The organism is Granulicella arctica (assembly GCF_025685605.1).
Taxonomy (GTDB): domain Bacteria; phylum Acidobacteriota; class Terriglobia; order Terriglobales; family Acidobacteriaceae; genus Edaphobacter; species Edaphobacter arcticus.
The window spans coordinates 3,559,407-3,584,744 of the sequence record NZ_JAGTUT010000001.1 but is presented as its reverse complement, the minus strand read 5'-3'; the positions used below and the strand labels follow the sequence as shown (position 1 = coordinate 3,584,744).

General features: G+C 58.1%; 18 protein-coding genes and 1 other RNA gene. 8 read left to right on the top strand and 11 right to left on the bottom strand.

What is annotated here, in order from left to right; genetic code table 11:
• Positions 1-202: 202 nt before the first annotated feature.
• Entirely contained in the window at positions 203-970 is a 768-nt protein-coding gene (rph, locus tag OHL20_RS15280) for a ribonuclease PH (RefSeq protein ID WP_263384041.1), read from the top strand.
• A gap of 57 nt (positions 971-1,027) precedes the next feature.
• Here the strand turns inward: rph and OHL20_RS15275 are convergent, their stop codons facing one another.
• The 4 genes from OHL20_RS15275 to OHL20_RS15260 form a co-directional block, all read right to left on the bottom strand.
• Positions 1,028-2,326, bottom strand: a complete 1,299-nt coding sequence (locus OHL20_RS15275) for a PQQ-dependent sugar dehydrogenase (protein WP_263384040.1) — start codon at positions 2,324-2,326, stop codon at positions 1,028-1,030.
• Between the two features lie 40 nt (positions 2,327-2,366).
• Positions 2,367-3,404 (bottom strand): glycosyl hydrolase family 18 protein, encoded by a 1,038-nt coding sequence (locus OHL20_RS15270; protein WP_263384039.1) that lies wholly within the window; start codon positions 3,402-3,404, stop codon positions 2,367-2,369.
• Between the two features lie 18 nt (positions 3,405-3,422).
• A complete protein-coding gene (locus OHL20_RS15265) occupies positions 3,423-4,163 on the bottom strand; it encodes a copper homeostasis protein CutC (protein WP_263384038.1) in 741 nt (246 codons plus the stop codon).
• Positions 4,164-4,268: 105 nt separating this feature from the next.
• A complete protein-coding gene (locus OHL20_RS15260) occupies positions 4,269-7,676 on the bottom strand; it encodes a TonB-dependent receptor (RefSeq protein ID WP_263384037.1) in 3,408 nt (1,135 codons plus the stop codon).
• A gap of 229 nt (positions 7,677-7,905) precedes the next feature.
• Here OHL20_RS15260 and OHL20_RS15255 point away from each other — a divergent pair, with 229 nt between their 5' ends.
• Positions 7,906-8,691, top strand: a complete 786-nt coding sequence (locus tag OHL20_RS15255; protein WP_263384036.1) for a DeoR/GlpR family DNA-binding transcription regulator — start codon at positions 7,906-7,908, stop codon at positions 8,689-8,691.
• Between the two features lie 91 nt (positions 8,692-8,782).
• A complete protein-coding gene (locus OHL20_RS15250; protein WP_263384035.1) occupies positions 8,783-10,273 on the top strand; it encodes an ATP-binding protein in 1,491 nt (496 codons plus the stop codon).
• Position 10,274: 1 nt separating this feature from the next.
• On the opposite strand, the gene OHL20_RS15245 is transcribed toward OHL20_RS15250, so the two are convergent.
• From OHL20_RS15245 to dprA, 4 genes are all read right to left on the bottom strand, one after another.
• Positions 10,275-11,570: an acyltransferase family protein gene (locus OHL20_RS15245; protein ID WP_263384034.1), complete on the bottom strand. Its 1,296-nt coding sequence runs from the start codon at positions 11,568-11,570 to the stop codon at positions 10,275-10,277.
• A gap of 237 nt (positions 11,571-11,807) precedes the next feature.
• Positions 11,808-12,092, bottom strand: coding sequence for a DUF427 domain-containing protein (locus tag OHL20_RS15240; RefSeq protein ID WP_263384033.1), 285 nt, complete (start codon positions 12,090-12,092; stop codon positions 11,808-11,810).
• A 172-nt stretch (positions 12,093-12,264) separates the two neighbouring features.
• The gene (gene topA / locus OHL20_RS15235; protein ID WP_263384032.1) at positions 12,265-15,189 is read right to left on the bottom strand and encodes a type I DNA topoisomerase; all 2,925 of its coding nucleotides are present in this window, start codon (positions 15,187-15,189) and stop codon (positions 12,265-12,267) included.
• 252 nt (positions 15,190-15,441) lie between these two features.
• Positions 15,442-16,566 (bottom strand): DNA-processing protein DprA, encoded by a 1,125-nt coding sequence (gene dprA / locus OHL20_RS15230; RefSeq protein ID WP_263384031.1) that lies wholly within the window; start codon positions 16,564-16,566, stop codon positions 15,442-15,444.
• 227 nt (positions 16,567-16,793) lie between these two features.
• On the opposite strand from dprA, the gene OHL20_RS15225 reads away from it, so the two are divergent.
• From OHL20_RS15225 to OHL20_RS15210, 4 genes are all read left to right on the top strand, one after another.
• Positions 16,794-18,332: a GGDEF domain-containing protein gene (locus OHL20_RS15225; RefSeq protein ID WP_263384030.1), complete on the top strand. Its 1,539-nt coding sequence runs from the start codon at positions 16,794-16,796 to the stop codon at positions 18,330-18,332.
• Positions 18,333-18,377: 45 nt separating this feature from the next.
• Positions 18,378-18,890 (top strand): RICIN domain-containing protein, encoded by a 513-nt coding sequence (locus tag OHL20_RS15220; RefSeq protein ID WP_263384029.1) that lies wholly within the window; start codon positions 18,378-18,380, stop codon positions 18,888-18,890.
• Positions 18,891-18,930: 40 nt separating this feature from the next.
• Positions 18,931-19,791 carry a menaquinone biosynthetic enzyme MqnA/MqnD family protein gene (locus OHL20_RS15215; protein ID WP_263384028.1) on the top strand — a complete coding sequence of 287 codons (861 nt, stop codon included), beginning with the start codon at positions 18,931-18,933 and terminating at the stop codon, positions 19,789-19,791.
• A gap of 133 nt (positions 19,792-19,924) precedes the next feature.
• Positions 19,925-20,626, top strand: coding sequence for a YqaA family protein (locus OHL20_RS15210; RefSeq protein WP_263384027.1), 702 nt, complete (start codon positions 19,925-19,927; stop codon positions 20,624-20,626).
• Between the two features lie 246 nt (positions 20,627-20,872).
• Here OHL20_RS15210 and OHL20_RS15205 read toward each other — a convergent pair whose 3' ends face one another.
• The 3 genes from OHL20_RS15205 to ffs form a co-directional block, all read right to left on the bottom strand.
• Positions 20,873-21,553 carry a DUF2306 domain-containing protein gene (locus tag OHL20_RS15205; protein WP_263384026.1) on the bottom strand — a complete coding sequence of 227 codons (681 nt, stop codon included), beginning with the start codon at positions 21,551-21,553 and terminating at the stop codon, positions 20,873-20,875.
• Between the two features lie 88 nt (positions 21,554-21,641).
• Positions 21,642-22,634 carry a beta-ketoacyl-ACP synthase III gene (locus tag OHL20_RS15200; RefSeq protein WP_263384025.1) on the bottom strand — a complete coding sequence of 331 codons (993 nt, stop codon included), beginning with the start codon at positions 22,632-22,634 and terminating at the stop codon, positions 21,642-21,644.
• Between the two features lie 569 nt (positions 22,635-23,203).
• Positions 23,204-23,301, bottom strand: an RNA gene (gene ffs / locus OHL20_RS15195) — signal recognition particle sRNA small type.
• 170 nt (positions 23,302-23,471) lie between these two features.
• On the opposite strand from ffs, the gene OHL20_RS15190 reads away from it, so the two are divergent.
• Positions 23,472-25,211 (top strand): MutS-related protein, encoded by a 1,740-nt coding sequence (locus tag OHL20_RS15190; protein ID WP_263384024.1) that lies wholly within the window; start codon positions 23,472-23,474, stop codon positions 25,209-25,211.
• The last annotated feature ends 127 nt before the right edge of the window (positions 25,212-25,338 follow it).

Here is a 25,338-nt window from a genome sequence, read left to right as displayed (position 1 = left end):
CATTATGGAACAAGATTCCCAAATCGGTACATGTCCCGGGAAGAAACCCCTGCAACCCTAGACAACTCCCTCTTCCTGATATGAGCGATGCGGACTTCGACCCCCGCAAGGGCACATCAGATGCGGGCGAAAATGACAGGTGAATTCGAAGAGATATTTGGCGGCCGTCTTTGCCCAGCTAGCGGATCGCTATAATCGCCTGATGTCTTCTCAGCCTTCCGGCCATGCAGCTACCCTCTTCCGCCCTGACCTTCGTCCCGCCAATGCCTTGCGCACCCTTCGACTTACTCCAGGCTACGTCTCGACCCCGGAGGGCTCCGTTCTCATTGAGATGGGGAACACCCGCGTTCTCTGCAATGCCACGATCGAGCAGGGTGTGCCCGGATGGCTGCGTAACTCCGGGCGCGGTTGGGTAACAGCGGAGTACGGCATGCTGCCTCGTGCCACTTTGACTCGTACCGCGCGCGAGAGCGAACGCGGCAAAGTTGGTGGGCGCACCCATGAGATTCAGCGCCTGATCGGTCGCTCTTTACGTTCTGTGGTCGATATGAAGCTGCTCGGAGAGCGGACCATCATCCTCGATTGCGACGTTCTCCAAGCTGATGGCGGAACCCGTACTGCCGCGATCACCGGAGCATCCGTAGCTCTTGCCATTGCCCTCGGAAAGTTGGTGGCCGCTGGAACCTTGAAGACATCACCTCTCAAGCAGATGGTTGCTGCGACAAGCGTCGGCATCGTCGATGGTCACGTCCTGCTCGATCTCTGCTATGAAGAAGACTCGCGCGCCACCGTGGACATGAACGTCGTCATGCTCGCAAACGGCGGACTGGTTGAGACGCAGGCTACCGCCGAGAAGGACTCCTATACGCGCAGCGAACTGACGCAGATGCTGGACATCGCCGAGGAAGGCATTCGCAAACTTCTCGTGGCCCAGCAGACTGCACTTGCCTCCGCACTCAAGCCAGAGTAGGCCAATTTCCCAAATCACGAAATAAACCGTCTCAATCCGCGACGAGACGTGGGCAATCTACTTTGCTGGATGAATGAAGTAGATTGCCCCATCGTGATCATCCGTGAGCAGAAACTGGTCCGGTCCAACCTGCAAAATCCCGCACGGTCGTCCAGCCACCGTAGGCTTGCCATTGCTCTTCGCAAAGAATCCCGTTATGAAATCCTCGGGTTTCCGCCGGTCCGGCGAGAACCGCACCACTTCATAACCTGCCCCGATACGCGGCTTGCCCGCACCATGCAACGCCACGAGAAAACTATCCTTCAGCAACTTTGAATCGTCGCCAAACCAGGCCAGACCAAGTGGTGAGCTATGTGAAGCGAAGGTCGTATACGCTGCAGGGACCTTTCGACAATCAAACTGGACAGGAGATGGTCCCGCAGGCGGAGCAGGTACCGTATGGTCTCCCGGTTTTGGATCGGAGATCCGCGCATCTGGATGCGGCGTCCCACGCTCGAAATAACATGTTGGCCACCCATAGTTCGCATCGGCCTGCAGTGGATGCGCCGCACTATCCATCTCGAAGAACGTATCCTCCGGCGCTCCGTCTCCCAGGTGGTCCGCACCCATATTCGTCGCGAACAATGCTCCACCATCAATGGAAGGAACTACTGCGAGCCCAACTGCGTTCCTTAGTCCACGCGCCACAATCTGCGCATGTCTTCCATCCGGGTCCATCACCGACAACGTAGCCCGAATCTCTTCCTTCTCCTGGCACGCATTGCACGACGACCCTACTGCAACATACAGCTTTGGCTGCCCATGCAGATTTGCGAACGCCACGGTACGCGTCAGGTGCCAGCCACCATATTTGTAACTAAGACCGTAGCTTGGATAGCTTACCAACACCTCAGGAGCCGAGGTCGGCGCATTGTCTCCGGCATGGTACTTGTAACGCACCAGTTTGTCGGTCAGCGGAACATAGATCCAGCTTTGCCCGGAACCGTCCGTATAAAACGCCACGTTATTCGGATTGCGCAGGTTCTCAAGGTAGGCCACTCGTCGCGCGAACGTATGCGTAGCTTTATTCCAACCATCAAGAATGTACACCGCACCCTTGGTGTTATCCGCAAGCGAGTACATATCCGTCACGAAGATCCGATCATCCGGCGACTTCGTCATGAAACGAACCCGGTGCATGCCCTCGACCGCAACATCGATCGTAAACGCAGCAGGCAGATTCAGCGTGAGTGAACGTCCATCGGACAGGTGAATCGCATGAGGCAACAACGGAGACTGCGCATCAACAGGAAGAGCAATCAAGGGGAGGGTAAGAAAAAACCCTGCGACACAGCGCAGGAGGTTCATCAGCTTCATTCCAAGATGCTATCCGACTTCTCATCACCCACGCCACCAGCTACTTGCGAATCGGCAGCGTCGACCAGATCGCTGGATCTTCCTCACCCAGCACCCACGAACAAACACCTGCAAGCCCCTTCGTCTTCGCCAGTTCGTATCGATCTCCGAAAGCCCGCTTGTCTGTATAGAAGATCCACTCCCGCATCTGGTCGCGATAGAAGTAGAACCAGGGTGCATGATCCTGCTCGTCCCACTGCTCTTTACCGCCGTACGTATCGCGCAGATAGATCGCATTTGGCTGCGAGATGTACTCAGCCGTAGGGTTCGGCTTCTTCGTCTTCTCGTTCAGTCCCGGATCACCCGTGTACCAGTGGTATCCATAGAGCGAGATCCCCAGCGACAGTTTCTCCTTCGGCACCACCTTCAACGCGTACTCAAGATTTTGATTCGTCCACATCCAGCCGCCCACCGGTCCCGGCATCGTCCAGCGCGTGTGCTGGTCATACGTCATCAGGCACAGCAGGTCGACCGATTCACCAAGCGCCTTAAGATCGAAGGCCGCTCGCCACTCCTCGAAGATCCACTTGCCGAACGCCGTCTCGCCTGCATGACCGGGTGCATTCGGAACCACCGCAATCTGCACCTGCAGGTGCTCTTTGTGCAGGATCTCCGATGTGTTCTTCACCATCGCTGACAGCGCATCCCGGTCCGTCCACATAATATCTTCGAAGTCGAACTGCACACCGTCGTACCCGTTCTCTTTGCACTCCCGTACGAAGGCTCGGTTCATTTCCTCCTGCGCCTTGGGATCGAGCATCAGCTTGTGCACCTTGTCTTTATCGAACAAAGCAAAGATCGGCACAACGGAGATGTGTGCCTGCTTCGCCACACGCAGCACGTCCGGCTGCGGCTCACCTGTCACCAGCCCAGCATCATCCACCTGGTACCACGTGGGCGACAGGATATCGATCTTGTCCTTGTGCTCCATAAACGACTTCACAGAAGGCAGCCCATTGCCCATATAGAATAACGTCTTCGGACTCTGACCCAACGCACTCAGCGCACTTAATAAAAAGAGACAGACCAGCTTCTTCATAAATCCTCACATGCCCGCTTAGGCTAGACTCAGGTTCTCGATCATCGCCCGGACATCCCGGCTATCTACAAATACCTTGGCTGAGACTGGATCAGGATCTTCAAATAACACGTGCTCACCCTCCGGAGCCGCCTCAGTGAGAAAACGTCGCAGCGATCCATGAAAGTGTCGCGCCCCCGTCGACCGCGCTAGCGCCGCAGCATTCTCCAGTCGCAACCCACCGCCGACTGCAATCTCGATTCGTCCGGCGGCCTGCTTCACCAGCCGTGCAAGCGAGCTTGCACCTGTCTCCACATCACTCGCACCCCCCGAAGTCAGCACTCGCCCACATCCAGCCTGGATCACATCTTCAAGTGCCTGGGCGATATCAATCGCATGATCGAACGCCCGGTGAAAGGTCACCTCGCGCAGCCCGGCCATCCGCACGAGCTCTGCAGTCCGGCCCATGTCCACGCTGCGGTCACCATGCAGCAAGCCAAATACAAACCCCGCCACTCCAAGCGTGCAGGCGTGCTCCAGGTCTCGCCGCATCACCCTGAACTCTTCGTCGGAATAGACGAAGTCGCCGCCACGTGGACGGATCATCACATGCACCGGCAGCCCGCTCCGCTCCACAACCTCCCGAATCAATCCATGGCTTGGCGTCACGCCGCCTTCGCTCAATGCTGCGCAGAGTTCAATGCGATGCGCGCCACCCTCGCGAGCTGCCAGGCTCGCTTCCACACTCTCAGCACACACCTCAAACACAATCGTTCGCATCAGCAGTACACCAGCCCGGAGATAGTCATACCAGTCTTTCTAACTTGCACCAATCAACTTGGCGTTGACTCTTTGCAGAAGTCAACGCCAAGAGAAGAGTAGCAACTAAAAGCTGTAGTGTGCGCTGAACTGGATCTGTCGTTGTGGCGAACGCACTGGCGTACCCTGGTTGCTGATGTTGCCGAAGTTCGTGTCCGTCACGTTGTTGTCAGGGTTCTGATAGCTCGCAATGTTGAACAGGTTGAAGAAGTCTGCGCGAAAACCAAGCGCATGCCCTTCCGTGATGTGGAAGTCCTTGAAGGTAGATCCATCGATCTGCCGATAGCCCGGAGCCCGTTCACTATCCACAGATGCCGTACCGAACGTAAATGGAAGAGACGCGCCATACGCACACACTCCATTGTCAGGACCAGTACAGCCCTGCGCCGAAGGGTCAGTCCCCCACCAGTTGTTGATGCTGCGATTGACGATCTTAAGCGGCCGGTAGTGGTTCGCCCGCGCCTGCCCATAGGCACCTGTATTGCTCGTTCCGCCCGGACCGTTGATCGTGATCGGCAGACCCGAATACTGGATCAGCGAACCCGAAACCTTCCACCCTCCAGCCACCAGATCAACTAGCCGATTCAGGTGTGTTCCATAGGTCTGTCCGCGTCCAAATGGAACAGCATACACGCCAAGCGCATTCAGATTGTGCCGGATATCCGATCCCGAAGGACCATAGTCTGCGTGGCCATCATAGCCATTCTGAAATGAACCATTCTGACCCGAAACTCCAGGCTGTCCGTAATTACCCGCAGAGTTCGTCATCGACTTCGAATACGTGTAGTTGATCGTGTACTCAAGTCCATGACTCGCCCGTTGGCGCAGCGTCGCCTGCCCGCCGTTGTAGTTCATCATCGCGTTTGATTCCGTGATGAACAACGCTCCACTCTGCCCGACGAGCTTCGTATACGGAGCCACGCCACCCGGCAGCGGATTATTCGGATCAGGGCTCGCCGCAACAACCGCCGCCTGCGCCAGGGTCAACTGGTTTCCATTGCGATAGTCCGCGAGGTGCTGTCCGCTCTCGCCCAGATAGCCAACGCTCAATGACAGATGATTCGTGAGTTCAAACTCAGTCGTCAGGTTGAACTGGTGGATGTACGCAGGCTTCGTATTCTGCGGCCACACGTAATAACCGGCAGTTGCGTTCAGCACCTGCGAGAAGCCATCCTCCGCACGTCGCGGAGTTCCGGCGCTCGTCGTCGAAGGCGTATTGCCCACCACGTCGCTACCGCTTGCGAACGGCGGGCTGGTCGTCAGCCGCTGGTTGAACGAGTAGCCCTCGAAGAAGCTTGTAGCCCCATAACCGCCACGCAGCACAAACCGTGGGGCCGCCTGAAACGCGAAACCAACCCGCGGCATGAACTGCGCATAGTTCGCGTTGTAGCAGGCACGCGTCGGACACACCGTCGAACCCGCCGGAGCACCCACAGGCACCGACCCCGCGTACTCCACCACTCCGGTGTCGAGCAACACATTCCCTGTTTTATTGTTCGACTCATACCACGGCTGGTCATACTCATACCGCAAACCAAGATTGACGGTCAGCTTTGGGGTCGCCTTGAAGTCATCCTGGATATATCCGGCATCGCGCCACTGCCGCTGTCCAACACCGCCAAGCCCGGAGGCTGCAATCTTCGTCTCAAGCACCCGATCCAGCAGGAAGTCAGCAGCCGCGTACCCGCCGCCGCCGGTCGCGACGTTCGGGTTGCTGCTATACACACCGTTGTAGATCTGCGAGCCAAGAAACCCATAGTTCACGGCATTGATATAGTTCTGCTGATAGCGAAGAGCCTGAACCCCAATCGAGATCAGGTGACGTCCACGCTGCCACGTCAGGTTGTCCTGGTAGTTGAAGGTGTTATCCCGAAACTGCGCCGGGTCCGCCGACGTACCCACATCAGTTTGACCGAAGTTCTGATCCGAGAATCCCACATACGTCTGGGTGCCGAACGGAATCCCCACCTTCTGATTTCCCGTGAACCCGAACAGTCCCGAGGGATCGGTAGGCACTCCCTGGTCCCAGCGGACCCGGGTAAAACCAATGCGCGCCTCGTTGACCAGCGCGGAAGAAAACGTATGAATCCAGCTACCGCCACCAAGCTTCGTTGGAAAGGAATTAGGGCCGGAGAACGATACAGGGATAAGCGGTGTCGTGAAATCATTAGCATTCGACTGCGCATAGAACGCAGTGAACTTGTTCGCCGCGCTCGTGTCGTACTCGATCTTGATGTCGCCCTGGTTGTTCGTGGTGAAGCTACGTTGGTTGGACTGAAAGTTGTTTTCGATCAAACCATCCGAAGGTGCTGCGTTCGGCAGCGGATACAGTTCAGGATGGGCGAACAGATACTTCACCACCGGGTTTAGAACTGGAATCTTGTTGTTCGCATATGGTGCGAACCCATTCTGCGTGTCATAGAGCTGAATACCGCCATTGCCTTGGCCCAATAGCGTGCTGAAGTCGCCATTCCGCATTGCCTGCGTCAGCACACTCGCGCTCTTCAATCCTCCGCTGTGACGGCGTGCCGCTTCATAGTCCATGAAGAAAAAGAGCTTGTCCTTGAAGATCGGTCCGCCCAGCGTGCCTCCAAACAAGCTCTGGGTGTATGGATTCTTCGGGATGATCGGCTGCTGATGCTTGTTGAACCATGTGTTCGCATCCAGCGTGTAATTTTCAAGAAAGCCGAACGCAGAGCCGTGAAAGCTATTCGTACCCGACTTCAAAATCGACACGATCGCGCCACCGTTCGCGTTGCCATACGACGCGGGAGCATTCGCCGAGATCACGCGGATCTCAGCCAGAGCATCAGGCGACGGATTGTAGGCAATGTAATTGTTCTGCGGTTCGTTCAGGTCCACGCCATCCAGCGTGTAGTTGTTCGCCTGGTTGCGATTGCCGTTGATCGAAGCGATACCGTTTGTACTCTGATTGCGCTCAATTGCGTTCGGTCCGCTCAGACCCTGAGGGTCAGTAGCCACCGCGCCCGGCTGAAACGTAGTAATAGCCGAGAAGTTTCGCCCATTCAGCGGGATTGTCGCGATCTCATTTGTCGACAGGGTATTGCCTAACGAAGCATCGTTCGTGTTCAAAATCGGCGCAGCAGCCTGCACATCAACCGAAGTGCTCGCGCCGATGCCAAGCTTCTCGTTCAGCTTTGCCGTCTGGTTGATCTCGAGCGCGAACACCGGCGTCGTCAATTCACCAAATCCGGCCGCATCAATCACCAGGCGGTACCGGCCAATCGGCAGGAACCGGATGCTATAGACCCCAGCGTCATTCGTATCTGCCTGCGTCTTCACGCCTGTGGCAATGTTCTCGGCAGATACGTGAGCCTTCGGGACCAGAGCGCCACTGGGATCAGTCACCTCACCAGTCACCGAGCCGGTCACCGTCTGGCCAAGAGCCGTCGGCAGAACCATCAGAAGGGCAAATGTACCCAGGGCAACGCTGGAGAAAAGATTGGTTCGCATGAGTCCTCTTTCGTAAACGCGGTTCTCCGCGTTTCGGAAATCCTGAATTGCATTCACACTGTAGAAATCTGAACTGTGGCCCGAGCATAGAAAGCAACCTGCTTAGTGTCAATACAAATAATCACTAAGTTGCACATTTCTTATCAATCCGTTCAAATTTCTTCACAATAGTGAATACAGAGGTCGTCACATTCCCGTAAGCTGGTCTACGACCCAGGAAGGTTCTCTCGTGGCCACCAAAACCGACGATCGCGCAACCCAAATCCTTCACCTGCTGCTGCAGCAAGGAACGAGCTGCGTCGAAGATCTGGCTACACAGATCAATGCATCTCCCGCCAGCGTCCGTCGCGATCTCATCAAGCTGGAGCAGCGCGGCCTCGTCAACCGTCCCCATGGCAGCGTCGAGCTCGCCGGCAAGCTCACCTATGAGCCATTCAAGTTCGACGCAGCCTTTCCTCTCCGTGAGGAGCGCTTCGCCGATGAGAAGCGCCGTATCGCCCTGGCAGCCGCCGAAATGGTGCTGGAAGGTGACACAATCGCCCTGTCTCCCGGCACCACCACCACACAGGTTGCGCGCAGTCTCCGCCACCGCGAAGGCATCCATGTCGTCACCAGCGCGGTTAACATCGGCATGGAGCTCTCCAGCCAGCCGAACACGAACGTCACCCTCACCGGAGGCACCATTCGCTGGCCCGGCGCCTTTTCGATGGTCGGCGCCACCGCCTTCCACTCGCTTCAGAAGCTCCACTTCGATAAGGTCTTCATGGGTGCATGCGGCATCCACCCCGAGCACGGCCTTACTGTCATCGAGTCCGACGAAGCCCTGATCCTCGGCGAGATGGTCAAACACGCTCGTCAGGTTATCGCCGTAGCCGACTCAAGCAAGCTCGGCATGATCAGCGCCAACAACGTCTGTACCACCACACAAATTCACATCATCATCACCGACGATGGCGTAAGCCCGGAGCTCATCGAACTCTTTCAGGATCGGCGCGTTCGTGTAATTACCGTCTAATCAACGTTTGGCAAGCGTTTACCGTCGCAATACTTTGCTTACGACACAATCCACACCCCACCACAAACATCAGAGCAGTAAAATGAACACCATGGCGACTACCTCAATCGTTCGACCTCCAAGTCAGAACGGGCCCTATCAAGATTCGTACGCGCCCAAAAACCCCACTCCCCTGCCGGAGATTGTCGAAGCCCTGCGCACGATCGTGCAGCTCGATGGCCTCACAGAGCCGGAGTACGTTTGGCTCGCCACTCACGGGACAGAGCGCATCGGGGAGGAAGGCTCCATGATCTTCCGCGAGGGCGAGCCCACCAGTCACCTGAACTTCATTCTTCGCGGTGAAATTCACGTCCGCCGTCGCAACTCCGGTCCGCTCGCCTTCTTCATCGGCCGCTCCGGCCAGATGACCGGCCTCCTGCCCTTCTCGCGCATGAAGGCCTACGGCGGCGACGGCTATACCGTTGGCCCCTGCTGGGTTCTGGACATCAATAAAGAGCTCTTCCCAGCCATGCTCGCAGCCATCCCTTCCATGGGCCAGCGTTCCGTCTCCGCCCTGCTCGACCGCGTCCGCGAAGTCACCCGCATGGAGCAGCAGTCCGAGAAGCTCTCTGCCCTCGGGAAGCTGGCCGCCAACCTTGCTCACGAACTCAATAACCCCGCATCGGCCGCTCAGCGCTCTGCCGCCAGCCTCTTCGGTGAACTTCGCAACTATGGCGACTGGAAGTACCAGCTGGGCAAGCTCTGCCTTACTGAAACAGAGTCTGAGGCCTATCGCAACTGGGTTACCAGCGCACGCGATCGCATGGCAGCCTACTCTCTGGCCGCAGTCGCCCCTGCGAGTCCTCTCGACACCAGCGATCGCGAGGACGTCCTCGTCCGCTGGCTCGAGTCCCACAACATCCCCTCGCCCTGGACCATCGCCCCGGCACTTTCTGAGACTCGGCTGCCCACAGCCATCCTCGATGAGCTCGCCGCCGTGGTCCGACCTGAAACCCTTCCTATCGCCCTCGCCACCGTCGCCAGCTCCCTTCGCGTGGAGCGTCTTGCCGAGACCGTCGTCGACTCCACCGTCCGCATCTTCGACCTGATCAGCGCCATCAAGGACTACTCCTACATGGACCAGGCGCCGATTCAGGACATCGACCTCGCCCAGTCTCTTGAAAACACGCTCTCCATGTTCGGTTCGCGCCTTGTCAACATCAAAGTCGAGACAAACTACGATCCTGAACTTCCGCCGATCAGCGCATACGGCAGCGAACTCAACCAGGTCTGGACGGCCCTCATTGAGAACGCCCTCGACGCCATGATGGGTCATGGCACCCTTCGCCTGACCACGCGCCTCGCCGGCCAGATGGCCTACGTCGAGGTCTGGGATACCGGCCCCGGCATCGACCCCATCCAGCAAAGCCGAATCTTTGAGCCATTTTTTACCACCAAGGCTCCCGGCCGCGGCTTGGGGCTCGGCCTCGATACCGCTCAGCGCATCGTGTCCAAGCACTCCGGCTTTCTCACCGTCGAATCCAAACCCGGAGCGACCTGTTTACAGGTGCGCCTGCCCATCGATCAGGCGCAGGCTTACTAGCTCACGCACTGGCTGACCTGCTCTCCACAGGTTCTGAGGGCACAATTGCCCATTTGTCCTTCCATCGCAAGAAGTACTTTTCGAAGAACTCATATGAAAAGCCAGCCGTCACAATGGTGATCGCCATAGCGATCGACAGCCGTACCCCAAGTCCCAGCGCCAAGTCCTGAAACGAGTGCATACCGCGGCGCAGCAATCCCATTTCATCGGTCATCTTCGCGGCAAGCAGAACAGCCATCATGTGGAAGACATACAGCCCATAAGAGATCTTTCCCAGATAGATCAGGCGTTGGGGCGATCGCGCCGGGTCGCTCTTGAGAAACGCGAAGAAGATCAGGACCGTCCCTGCGAGAATCACCATCTTCCCAGTAGCCAGCATGGCAATAGTCGCACTATCCTGCCCATTCGGAAGGCCCAGCCGAGTTCCCAGTAACCACAGCATCAGCCCGGCTCCCGCCATTGCCAGGCTTCGTGCCATGCTCTGCTGACCTCGTCGCCCCTGTAGCGTGAACGAGAGAAACGCGCCCAGCGGAAAGTACAGGAACAGGTAGATCTGTTGAATACTCTGGTGACGATAGAACACGCCTCCAGGCCAGAACGATACCAGCGCGATCGCGACAAAACTAACAACGCACATCACGATCATCCGTCGCGCATTCAGCAGTTTCTGCGCTAGTGGCCACAGCAGGTAGAACTGCTCCTCCGACGAAACTGTCCAGAGAATGTAGATCGGATTCCATACCCATCCATGCAGTGCGACCTCCCAATTCTTGATGAAGAACAGATACGTCAACACCTGGAAGCCGGAAAGGTGAAATATCGGGGAAAGTGGCTGCACCAATAAGCCAATCACCACCGCCAAATAATAAAGCGGCCAAATCCGTAGAGAGCGGCGAACATAGAAAAGCTTGAGCTGAATCGTGCCTGTAGTTAGCTTCTCGCGCCGCAATAACTCGGTGATCAAAAACGCACTCAGCAGAAAAAATAGCGCAACGCCATTCTCTGCTGCGGCATGCACCGTAGTCTCGGCGAGCGCAATGAGTCGCGCTCTGCCAACATGCGTTGCAAGGTCATTGCCTGGCAGTGAGTGAAAGAAGAACACGCTGAGAAATGCAAAGAACCGCATCACGTCCAATTGAGGTAAATATAGCCGACGCTTTTCTGGAAATCGCACCACTTCAACCGTGGCGGAATGGCTGATTCCATGTTGCGAGAGATCTAGAGCTTCTAATCCACGACGTCCCTGTGCCGCTTGGCGATTGCCTCGAACACCAGGTTTCAACGGCTGTGTATTCAAATAGTCTCCTGGCGCAATGCTTCGTCAGCACGCGCATGGTGTAACTGACAACCTACAGGCACCGAGTACTTATGAGATGACACTAATCCGCTCCAATCATCTTCTATCTGCATAACACAGCAGTGAGATGCTTGAAGTAGCCGCAAATAGAACCTGATTCACTCAATGAAGAACGATGTGGCGTCATTGCTGAAGCAGCACGAAGCGTATGACCGACTTTGTATTGTGTGAGAGAGTCTACGTCGTTACTTCTACGCCACGCCAAAACGCAACATGATGCTTGACATTGCGTGCAGCCGGCTTCGGATCAGGGTAGTACCAGGCAGCATCCGGATTTTCCTGCCCATCCACAGTAATCGTATAATACCGGGCCTGACCCTTCCACGGGCAGCTTGACGTTGTGGAGCTGGCCTTGAAGAACTCCCGCTTGACCGACTCGTCCGGAAAATAAACATTTCCCTCTACGGTCTCGTATGTCTCGCTCTCCGCCAATGTTTGCCCATTCCAGACTGCCTTTGCCATGTTCGGACTACTCTCATTCTTTTCAATTAGTTACAGCGGACGCAAGCCCGCATTTTGGTCTCGTCGAGGTCCTGAGACCTGAGAACCTATTACGCATTTGTAACAGAGAGCACCGCCGCATGGGAAATGACAGACCTTCGTCTGTCATCCCACAGCGGAAGCGGCGGATCTACTAAGCCACACTCTCCACCAGCGGTCGCGTAGCCGCAGGATCTGGACGTACCAGCTCCGCAGGCAGTACCGTCGGCCCGTCGATCTCCCGCTCGAAGCTGCATGGAGCGTGATCCGGCTCCTCGACAGGTGCACCCTTCTTCGGCCGACGCTTCGGTAGGCCGTCGATGTTGTTCGGGCATACCAGTCGCGTTCCGTGAGCGTTCGTTACCTCGAGTACATACGTGCTGTCGCATTTCGGGCAGTGCTCGTTGATCAACCGCAGATTACTCGCAAAGTCACACTTCGGATAGTTCACGCAGCCGTAGAACGTATCACCGCGCTTCGTCTTCCGCACGGCAATATCGCCACCGTCCTTAGGACATTTCACGTCCAGCAGGTCCTGCTTCACATACTTGCACTTCGGATAGCCTGAGCACGCAATGAACTCACCATACTGCCCGTCCCGCTGCAGCAGCGGCTTCCCGCACTTCGGACACGCCTCTTCCAACTGCACCGGCGGCTTCTGCTGTACCTTCTGCGTCAGTTTGCGAATCGTCTTACACGGCGGATCTTCGCTGTACCCCGGGCAGCTCATGAACGGACCCCATGGCCCATTCTTCAGCACCATCTGCCGCCCGCAGTTATCGCAGAACTCCTCCTCAGGAGCCTCATCCGCACCCGGCGCACTCAGGTCAGGCTTAGCCGCAAAGTTCTCCTTCGTAAAGTCGCACGAGAACGGCTCTGCCACGACCTTCTTCCCAAACTTCGCGGCCTCGGCCACCGCATGGGCCAACTGCTTCGTGTCCGCGATCTCCTCCGAGAAGTTCGTAATGTCCTCGACCATCCCCTTGATCGTCATCGGGAACCCAATCGCGTCGACCACCTTCTTCGTTACCGCCTTCGGATCCTTCTTCCAAGGCCCCAACGCGATGGTCATCGGCTTCGTCCGCGTAAAGTTGCTGCACGAGTAGAAGCTGCCGAACTTGCCCCACTTCATGATCAGCGGACTGCCGCACTTGTCGCACAACTCGTCCGTCTTCAGTTCCATCCGCTTGATGTCTTCCATGTTCGTACCCGCAACGAGAAGCTCTTTCTCGAAGTGGTCATAGAAGCTGTTCAGCAGATCCGTCCACTTCTCCTGCCCGTCCTCGACCGCGTCCAACTCGCCCTCAAGCTTCGCCGTATATTGCGGATCGAAGATGTACGGGAAGTTCTTTACGAGCAGCCCGGTGACCACTGTTCCAATCTCCGTAGGCACAAACTTCGCGCCGATCTTCTTCACATAATCGCGGTCCTGAATCGTGTTGATGATCGAAGCATACGTCGACGGTCGCCCGATCCCACGCTCCTCCAGCACCTTCACCAGCGAGGCCTCGTTATACCGCGGCGGCGGCTCCGTCGCCTTTTGGAGCGGATCGAGCTTCGTCAGCCCAAGCGCCTGCCCTTGGTTCAACTCCGGCAGCCGTCGTTCTGACTCTTCCTTTTCTTCCTTCTCGCCCGCGTCACCTTCCTGCGCCGCAACCTGCTCTTCCTTGCGGTCGACGAGAGCCTGCTCTTCCTTGCTCGCCTTGTCTTTCGCGATCGCCCGAGCCTTCTTGTCCTCTTCCTCAAACTTAAGAAAGCCTTCAAACTTCAGCACGCTTCCACTCACCCGGAAGTCGTACGTATGGTCAGCCTTTGCCGCCACATCGACCGTCGTTTGGTCGAACACTGCGGGCGTCATCTGGCTCGACACAAATCGCTGCCAGATCAACCGATACAGGCGGAACTGCTCGTCCGAGAGATGCTTCCGAATCGACTCCGGCGTGAAGCTCACATGTGTTGGCCGAATGGCCTCATGGGCATCCTGCGCCTGCACTTCCTTCTTCTTGCCCGCATACTCGTTCGCCGTCTTCGGGAGATACGCCGCGCCCAGCTTGCCGATATACTCACGCGCCTCGAGAATCGCATCCGGCGAAACCCGCGTCGAGTCAGTACGCATGTATGTAATCAGACCGACAGTTCCCTCTTTGCCAATCTCAACGCCCTCATAGAGCCTTTGCGCAACACCCATCGTTCGGCGCACATTGAAGCCAAGCCGCCCCGCCGCATCCTGCTGCAGCTTGCTCGTCGTATACGGAGCCTGCGGATTACGCCGCCGCTCTTTCTTCTCGACCCCGCGAACAGTCCACTTCGCAGTCTCAAGCTGCGCCACAACCTCATCGACTGCTTCTTTATCGGGCAGTGCATTCGCAAGAAATACTTCCTTGCCTTCCTTGTCCACGCCGTTTGCCACACGGATCGGCTTACCCTCAATCCCCACCATGCGCGCCGTAAAGTCCTGCACACCCTTCGCCGGATTCAGCAGAGCATCGATCGTCCAATACTCCACCGGCACAAACGCATTGATCTCCAACTCGCGCTCGACAATCAGTCGCAGCGCTACCGTCTGCACCCGTCCAGCCGAAAGCCCACGTCGCACCTTATCCCACAGCAGCGGAGAGATCTGGTAGCCCACCAGCCGATCCAGCACACGCCGCGTCTGCTGCGCATCCACAAGATTCTCGTCCACGTCCCGTGCATTCAGGAACGCCGCCTTCACAGCCTTCTCCGTGATCTCGTTAAAGGTCACCCGCCGAATCTTCGTCTTGTCCTTCATCACTGGCAGCAACTGCATCGCGAGATGCGCCGCAATGGCCTCACCTTCGCGATCCGGGTCAGGCGCCAGGTACACCATGTCCGCCTTCGCCGCCAGCTTCTTCAGTCGGTCGACGACCTTCTCCTTGCCCGGTGAAACAATCAGCGTCGGCTCGAAGGTACGCTTCAAGAGCTCCACGCCGATATCGTTCTTAGGCAGGTCCATGATGTGCCCAATCGAGGCTTCCACCACGTAATCGCTGCCGAGATATTTATTGATCGTCTTCGCCTTCGCCGGCGACTCTACGATCACAAGTGACTTTCCCATTGGTTCCCTTCACTCACCAGAACGCACCGCCGTAGCAATCCGTTCCGTTCTTCCTGATTCATTGCGAACCTAACACGCTTCTGTTCCGCGCGTCATCTTCCACCTGTAGCTCCAAGGGACGGTTCCACCCTCAAAACGTCACTTTGGTACTAAACCAATAACCATCGAGGGGACGGCGTCCGACACAGATCGAACGTTCTTCCAACCACTCCTAATCTGTTCAATCCACACCGATATGTACTTGTTTTGTCCCTAGAAGGACCGCACATAATTCTTGCCCGGCAACTGTTTCACCCGTCCGGCCAACTCCAACTCAAACAGCGCCGTAAATATTTCAGCTGACCCCAACTCAGCCTCGAGCTCCTCAATCAGCGAGTCCAACTGCATTGCCTCGTCATGCCGCAGCCGATCGAAGACCAGCCTCTCATGAGCCGGCATCACAGTCTCGGTAAATAAAGATGCTGCCCCGCCCGCTTTCGATTCAGGACCACCACCCGCCGCCAGCTCGCCCTCGAGCTCTACGCGCACCTCCGATGGCAGATCCTCCCACACATCCTCCCATGTTGCTGTAAGTTTTGCCCCCTGCTTAATTAAGGTGTTGGGTCCCCACGCGTTCTTGTTGGTCACGTTCCCTGGAACCGCATACACGTCGCGATTTTGCTCCATCGCACAACGCGCCGTGATCCGCGTACCGGAGTACTCCGCCGCCTCGATCACCAGCACGCCCACACTCATCCCACTCAAGATCCTGTTCCGAATCGGAAAGTTCTGCGGAGCCGGAAAGGTCCCCATCGGGTATTCGCTCACGATCGTTCCGCCACTCTCCACAATCCGCTCCGCCAACTTCTTGTTCTCTTTCGGATAGATCACGTCAATCCCCGTTCCCCAGACCGCCACTGTCTTTCCACCAACATCCAGCGTGCCCTTGTGCGCCGCCGTATCAACTCCCCGAGCCATCCCGCTCAAGATCGTGAGCCGCCTGTTCGCCAGATCCCGCGCCAGCATCTCGGCCATACCAGCGCCGTATGGCGTGGGGTGCCTTGTTCCCACAACCGCGATCCCAGCCCGCCCCAGTAGCGTCGCATCGCCCCGAATCCAAAGTACCGCCGGAGGATCATAGATCTCCCGCAGTCGTGCCGGGTAGGCCTCGTCCTCAGGAGTAAGGAAATCTCCACCTGCATCCCGCACCCGCTTCACCTCTCCCTCGGCGGCCGCAAGGGCTCGTCCATCGAACACGAACTGTGCCGAACCTGCGGGCATACCAGTACCTTCAAGTTCAGTCAGACTAGCCTCAAACAGCCGCTCTGCCTGCCCTAATCGCTGCATCGCCTTGAGGGTACGGATCGCCCCCATACCCGGCGTCAGGATCAATGCCATCCATCCAAGTCGTGCTCGTTCTAGACCTGCCGTACTCAAACTCTGTGCACTTGCACTCATCCGTCGCCACCTTCTCTGGAGAACTGCCGATACTCACCGGATGACGGCAGAGCCTAGCCCCCGCTCCGTTCCAAGTCAAGCATTTGCCAGTTAGGCGGAACATCAGCTTCTGCTGAACGCATGAAATAGAGTTACTTCCGTGCGAACTTGCACTACGATAATCCCTCATGACTCCACTACAACCAACGACCGCGGAGTTTGATTCAAGCCCGACCTCGGATGCCGATCCGCCCGCTCGTTCCCTATCCCTCTGGCGCGAGTTGCTCGGCACCTTCCTCGTCATGCTCCTCTTCTCCTGGCTTGGCATCGATCTCTCCCGGCACTCTGAGGGCGTCGCCACCATCTGGTTCAGCAACGGACTCCTCTTTGCCATCATCATCCGGCGACCCCGCGCCATCTGGCCCTGGTTTTTCCTCATCGGCCTTATCGCCGATACCTTGGCCGATGTGATCTACGGCGATCGATTCCTACTGGCACTCGGCGTCTCCGTTGCCAACTCCATCGAGGTCATCCTTGCTTCGCTCCTGCTCACACAATGGTTCGGTCAGCCCTTTAAACTCTCGCGACTGAGGCCCCTTGTCGGCTTTCTGATTGTTGCCGTAGTCGTCGGTCCCCTCATCTGCAGTTTTCTCGGCACCTTCTGGCTCATGATCTTCCAGACCACCGGACCCTGGTGGCAGATGGTCCGCACCTGGTATCTCGGCGACTGCCTTGGCATGGCCATCGTTGCTCCACTCGTCTACATCCTGCAGCGCCCCGGCTTCTTCACCGTGCTGCAGCCGAAACAACTACCAAAAACCCTCCTCTCCCTCGCTATTCCAGCCACCGCCACCTTCGTCGTCTTCCACCACGACCACGATCCGCTGATCTTTGCCATATATCCCGCCCTTCTCTTCGTCGTCTTTCGACTCGGCTTCCCTGGTGCTGTCCTCTCCGTCTTCGTCATGGCCTGCACCGCTATCTCGCTCACCGTCACCGGGCACGGTCCCTTGATGCTGATTCCGAACTCCACCATGCTCCACCGCATCGTCGTCGTTCAGATCTTTCTGGCCGTGGGTCTTTTCACCAGTTTTCCTGTAGCCGCCCTCCTGGAACAGCGCCAGCGTCTGCTAGCCTCCCTCGAGAAGAGTGAGGCCCGTTACCGTGAACTCGCAAACATCGACGCTCTTACCGGTCAAGGCAACCGCCGTGCCTTCGACGAACGACTCAATGCCGAATGGTTACGCTCGAACGCGACCAGCCAGCACCTCGCCATCCTCTCCATTGACGTCGACCTCTTCAAGACCTACAACGATATCTACGGCCACCTCGCCGGGGACGTCTGCCTCCGCCGTATCGCTACCTCCATCGCCGATGCCCTTCTCTGCTGCCCTTCCGCCAAACTCTTCCGTCTCGGTGGCGAGGAGTTTGCCGCTGTCCTGCCCGGTGTCAGCGCCGAGGAAGCCCTGTCGATAGCCGACCTCATTCGCAGGTCCGTCCTGTCTGCCTCCATCGAACACTCCGGCAGCCCCATCGGACGCCAGAGCGTCAGCATCGGAGTCGCCAGCACCACACCCACCACCGACGTCTCCGTCCTGACCTTGCTCGAACTCTCCGATCAGGCTCTCTACCGCGCCAAGCGGCTCGGTCGTAATCGCGTAGAAGCGGCAGAAACACCGCCCTCCGAAGACAACCATCCACTCCCTGAGTACCACCTGCACTCCTGACGCGCCGGGTCGCAACCAGGCGAGACAGGATATATAGTCAGACCCATGATCGCCGCGCTTCTTCTACTCATCGCGATGCCTGTTCTCCACTCTCAGCCGTTACCCACCCTCGCGCAGCCGCAAGGTTCGCACGGCCTTCGCAACCAACAATACGGCCTCTTCCTGCGACCCCGCGAAGCCAGCAACAAAGACGGCGAACCCATCGTCCTCTACCCCTACCAAACCTGGAAGTGTATGGCCTGGCACTTCGAACCCACGCCAGAAGGCACGCGGCTGGTCAACTACTTCACCGCGAAGTCTTTTGAGATTCAGCCCGCTGCCCCCACCCGGCCCCTGGTCCAGATGCCCTCAACACCAACCAATCAGCAGGCAGAAAGCCTTCACTTCATCGCACTTCCCGACGGCCTCTACGAAATCGAGGCACCCGACAAGTCGGGCGTCCTCACGGCCATCGACGCCGACGGCCACGGCGACCTCCGCGTCGTAATAGCTCCCTGGAAGCAGACCCCCGCCCAGAAGTGGCAACTCGTCGACATACCCGATCACTTCACCATGTAGCCGTTCCGCACCCTGCGAGCCCCGGGATCATCTAACCTCTGTGTCCCACTCTTCACCGAAGCTCCGCGTAGCCGCAATCAACTTCCTCAATCCCGCTCCCCTCATGTGGGACTTCGAGCACCCACCGACGAACACCCACCTCGCCGAGCGGTACGACCTCCACTACACGCAACCCTCCTTGTGTGCAGCCGAGCTACTCTCCGGTCGCGCCGACCTTGGCCTCATCCCCATCGCCGCTCTCACGCCCGAACTCGCCATCGTGCCCGGCTGCACCATCGCCTCACTCGACCGTGTCCGTTCCATCCAGCTCATCGTTAAGGCTCCACATACCCTCGAGACCGTCCGCACCGTAGCCGCTGACACCGCCTCCCGCAGCTCCCTCGCCTACACCCAGGTTCTCTTCCGCAAGTTCCTCGGCACCGACCCGGCTTTCGTTCCCGCCGCTGCCGATCCCATCGCCATGCTTCAGCAAGCCGACGCCGCCCTCCTCATCGGCGACCCGGCCTTGCTCGCCCTCGAAGCCCGCGACGAGATCGAGCAGTCCGCCGGACCCTGCCAATGGTTCGACCTCGCCCACGAGTGGCACACCCGCACCCAACTCCCTTGGGTAGCCGCTGTCTGGGCCGTCCGCCCCGAGGCCCTGCCCAAAACAGGCATCACCCCGACCCAGCTCGTCCAGGACCTCCAACACTCCCGCGACGCCGGTCTCCTCAACACCGAAGCTCTCGTAGCCGAGTGGACTCCCCGCATACCCCTGACCCCAACGACTATCCACCACTACCTCACCCGAAACATCCACTACACCCTGACCAAACCCTGCATCGAAGCCGTCAATCTCTTCCGCACCTACGCCGCCGAAATCAACGCGCTGCCCCCGCTAGGCCCCTTGAACTTCCTCTAGCACCCGGCGACATACACCAGCCTCATCCAAGATTGGATCGGTTTATCCGCTCTTATCGGGATTAGGCCTCCCTCTAGATCGCCATAAAATCAAATAACGCGACTTCCAGCCTCTAACTCACGTCTTATCCACCATGAGCCTCATCCTTACTGCACGATCCATCGCCTCCAGCGCAGTTGAGGCTCTCGCTCCCGTGGCGCACCACCCCAACAAGCTTCTCCATCTCTTCATCCACTTCGGCATCTTCGGTGTCTTCCTCGTCTCCGTCGTGGACTCCTCCTTCGTCCCCCTGCCGCTCCCCGGCATCACCGACATCATGATCATCGTGCTCGCCGCGCAGCACTCCAACCTGATCCTGCTCGTGGCGCTCGCGACAGCCGGCTCCGCCATTGGCGGCTATCTCAGCTACCAGGTGGGTCACTCCGGCGGCATGGCCTTTCTTGAGAAGAACGTGCCACCCCGCATCTTCAAGCGCGTCTGCGGATGGATGGAGAACCATGCCATCCTCGCCGTAGCACTCCCCGCCATCCTGCCACCGCCCATGCCGCTCAGCCCCTTCGTCCTTGCCGCCGGAGCCCTCAAGATGTCCAGGCGCAAGTTCCTCACCACCTTCACCATCAGCCGCGGCCTCCGTCACTCCGCCGCGGCATGGCTGGGCGTCGAGTACGGCAGACAGGTCCTTCGCTTCTGGAACCACTTCACCGAAAAGTGGGCAACGACCATCCTCGTCGTCCTCTGGTCGGCCATCCTCATCAGCTGCGCCATCGCCTTCTACAAGCTCTACAAGACCTCGCGCTCGATGGGCATCCAGCGCAAAAACCCCGCCCAGGCCTGAGAAGATGACGCCTTTTTCAAATCCGGTGAAGTCCTAAGCCCTTCAACGTCAGCGACTTAGCGCTACAAGTCACCTTAAAGTATTCATTACAGGGGAGTTGTAGGCAAAGTCCACTAAACAGGTGACTTAGTACAGTATTCTGCCGGCGCACTGAGAGTATTTCCAGTCCGCTGCCATAAGAATTCCAAAGGATCGATCGTCTCTGAATCCGCGTTCCTCCGCGCAAAGCCGCGGTAGCCTTCAGTTTTAGGCCACAACAGCCCTCGGCGCGAACTTCCGCTTGTAGTATCCCGTCGTCAAAACAATAGCCGGAACCCCAATCGCCGTGGGCCAGAGCCAAAGGTAGATCCCGCCCGGGATCAAATGCGGCAGAGTCACCACAGAGAATGCTGTCCAGGCCGCGATATAGCTCCCAATCATGTTGCCAAGGTGCGAGTACCACCAGAACATCTTCTCGGAAGGCTTCCGTACAAACGACCAGAGTTGCGACCCCGCTAACCTCATTCCGAGAAAACCGAACACGATTGCGACAATCCCCAGGTTCTGCACCGCCGCCGGCTTGAATGCACCCAGCCCAGCAAGCGCCGCACTCGAGCAGAGAGTCACAAGTCCCGCGATCCAGTCGACTGGCTGTGCAGACCCACCCCGCACCAGCGCCTTCAGCTTTGTCACGCGATACCCGGAGAACGCTGCGTAGAAGCTGAATACCGCCACCAGCGCGAGAAACAGCACCGGTCGATACAGCGCCATCGGCAGAGCGGTCGCCGCGACGATCCCCATGGACCACAGGTAGACCATTCCCCAACGTCGATGCGCCTTGCCACCCTTTGCCGTAGCCAAAGCAACCGGAGCCAGCAGAAATGACGAAGCCCCCGCCGCTATATGAACCCCGAGAAACACCCTCATCCAGATCGGATCGTGCGCCATGCCCGCCTCCTGAAATCTCCGAATCTACTTGGCCCGTGTTCACCTCTACGCAGCGTAACTACCTTCCGTTCCCCTTTAGCGAAGCCGCTTACATCTCCCAGCGCAGAAGCGTCGTCCCCACTGTAAATCCGCCGCCGAAGGAGGCCAGCAAGACCGTATCGCCCTTGTGCAACCGATCCCGGTCAAGTGCCGTGTTCATCGCCAGCGGGATCGTTCCCGCCGTCGTATTGCCGTACTCTCCAATGTTGATCACGACCTTATCCTCGGGCAAGCCAAGCCGTTCCGCCGTCGCCTGGATAATCCGCCGATTCGCCTGATGCGGGATAAAGCAGTCGAGATCCGCAGCCGTAAGCTCGTTCCGGGTCAGCAGCGTCTCGCTCAACTCCGCCATCTTCCGCACGGCCACCTTGAACACTGCCCCGCCCTCCTGGTGCACAAAATGCATCTTCGCCGCCACTGTCTCAGCAGTCGAAGGGTGCAGACTTCCGCCGCCAGGCATGTACAGCGAAGATCCCCCGGAACCATCGATCTCGTGTACAAAGTCCACAAAGCCGATCTCGCCCTCTTCGGTTGGTTCAAGCAGAACAGCCCCGGCCCCATCTCCGAAAAGGATGCAGGTCGACCGGTCTGTGTAGTCCAGAATCGAACTCATCACATCGGCCCCAATCACCATCACCTTCTTATGCACACCCGACTCGATCAGCTTTGCCCCAAGCTGCAGCGCATAGATGAACCCTGAGCACGCCGCCGAAAGATCGAATCCCCACGCGCCGGTGGCACCGATCTTTTCCTGAACCAGGCAGGCCGTAGCCGGAAACATCATGTCCGGCGTCACCGTCGCCACGATGATCATCTCGACCTCGCTGGCCTCGATCCCACGCCGCTTCAGGCAACAGCGCGCCGCCTCTGCCGCCAGGTCACTCGTCGCCACCCCAGGTTCGACAATGTGCCGCTGGTGAATCCCCGTCCGTTCAACGATCCACTCATCATTCGTAGCCACCATCTTCTCAAGATCGGCATTCGTCAAAAGTTTCGGCGGTACATACACCCCGATCGAACTTATCTTTGCTCCTGACCGCATCTGCGGTCTCAACTTCAAACTCAAAGGATTACCTCGTTACGCCAAATCCTACCGACATCTCACCAGAATACAAAACTATTACAAAGGAACGCTCACACATACAGACGCCCATTCTCGTCTGGAGACGCAAAACTGTCACTAGAAACTGCACCAGCGGCAGCAGCTTATAGATTTAGAGAGGAGTGTGACCGCGCCTCAAAGCCTCGCAGGTCAACTGCAATGCCTCATCACTTTGTAGGATGAAGTGGCCCTGAAGAAAAGATTAGTACCGGGGCTCCTACTGCGCCATCGCGTCATCGCGAATAAAGCGGCGTGAGGAAGGATTAGTGCCGGGACTTCTACTGCGCCATCGCGTAATCGCGAATAAAGCGGCGCGAGGAAGGATTAGTGCCGGTGCTCCTACTGCGCCATCGCGTAATCGCGAACAATCGGCGTGAGCGAAGGATTAATGCCGGGGCTCCTACTGCGCCATTGCGTAATCGCGAACAAATCGGCGTGAGGAAGGATCTAACGCCGGGGCTCCTACTGCGCCATTGCGTAACCGCGAATGAACTGGCGTGAGGAAGGATTAATGCCGGGGCTCCTACTGCGCCCATACTAGCCCGTTACCGTTGCTTCCTTCCGGACCTGGCGGGGTTGGCGGGATTACGTCGCGTAGGACCCGGCACTCGTTGAGTCTACCATCGCAGGTATGCTGAACTCCAGTCCATGACGCACACCCCTACCGCCCCCGCTGAGATCTTCTATACCGATCGCCTCGCCAGCCTCGAAAGCGAACTTGCGACATCTCAATCTAAAACATCATTAATTTGGCGCATATTATTCGTTCTAGTTGGTTTGGCGACGGCAAATTTCGTTCTCTACCTGCGATCCCTTCTTCCAGCCTGGCCCCTGGCAATACTAACCTCTGCGATTGCCATTTACTTATACCGATACTTCTTAATAGGTCGGCAAATTGCTCAAAAGAGAAGACTTGTTAGCTTATATAGGTCGGCATCTCTTCGAGTCGCCGGACAGAACCCCCAGTCCGGACATACTGGCGAAATCTTCCGCACAGCCGCACACCTCTACGACCATGACCTTGCCATTCTTGGGCCTGACTCCCTGTTTGGCCTTCTCGCCACCGTTCGCACCGGAGTAGGTCAACGTGGACTCGCGAACGACCTCCTCCACTCACCAGATCGCGAAGCGACCATCGAGCGGCAGCAGGCCATCGAGCAGCTAGTCCCCCGCAACACCCTTCGCGAACAGATCCACCTCCTCGGCGTTACGGAGTTCCAGCAGGTCCCCGCCGACTTCTTCGACCAGTGGCTCGACGAGCCGCCGCCCCTCTTCCATCCCGCCTATCGCATCGCTCTCCTCGCGACCACCTCCACCTACCTCCTCCTCACCCTCGCAGGCGTCCTGAATCTCGCTCCCTGGTCCATTCTCCGGCTGAACATTCTCGCCGTCCTAGCCATCCAGTCCGCCATCGCCCTCTCCATCCGTAAACGCGTCGTTCCTGTCCTCGATGCCTCCTCGCGCCTTGCAAATCAGATGGAGATGTTCCGCGACGGTCTCGCTCTCCTCCAGGCCGAGCCGTTCACCGCCCTACGCCTCGTCGCCCTCCAACGACGCTCCCGGGAGCCCAGCAACGCCGTCCCGCTCCTCGCCCAGATGCAGCGCCAGTTCACCGTCGTTGAGCAGCGCACCAAGAACATCTCCCTCGTCCTCTCGCTCTTCCTCTCCGTCGGCACCCACGCCGCCATCTCCATCGCCAAATGGAAGCGTCAGAACGCCGCCGCCATGAAGCAGTGGCTCGCGGCCTGGGCCGAGTTCGAATCCCTCAACGCCCTAGCCACCTACGCCTACGAGCACCCCGAAAACATCTACCCGGAGATCCTCCCCACCGGCACCGCCACCTTCGAAGCCACCGCCCTCGCCCACCCCCTGCTTCCACACGACGCCGTTACCAACGACATAGCCCTCAACGGAATCACCAGCCTCTATCTCATCAGTGGCTCCAACATGGCTGGCAAATCCACACTCCTCCGCGCCATCGGCCTCAACGCCGTCCTCGCCGCCGCCGGAGCACCCATTCGCGCCACCGCCGCTCGCCTCTCGCCCCTCACTATCGGCGCCTCCATCGCCCTCACCGACTCGCTCGCCGAGGGCAAGTCCAAGTTCCTCGCCGAGGTCGAGCGCCTCCACGCCATCCTCCAGGCGTCCGCTCAGCCGCGCCCCATCCTCTTCCTCATCGACGAGATCTTCAGCGGCACCAACTCCCTCGACCGCCGCATCGCCGCCCAGGCCGTCGCCACCGCCCTCCTCCGCAACAACGCCATCGGCGCCCTATCCACCCACGACCTCACCCTTACCGAGATGGCTGCCGAGCCCACGTTGCACGCCGTCAACCTCCACATGGCAAGCCCCGATCCCGCCGACCCCCTCGCCTTCGACTACCGCCTCAAACCCGGCGTCAACCCCACCTCAAACGCCCTCGCCATCCTCCGCCTCATCGGAATCGACGTCGAATCGTCTCGGGTTGCCGAGGAAGACCCTGGTACCCAGACCACCTCATTAGAGGACCCCTCCTGAAGACAATAAGCGCACCCCAGCATCAACCTTAAGATAAGCTTAAGTCGTTGAAATCGCAGGAGATCGTGCAGTTCTTACCGGCACTCAAAGCCAGGCCTTAAGTACCCAAAATAACGTCCTGCCAGCC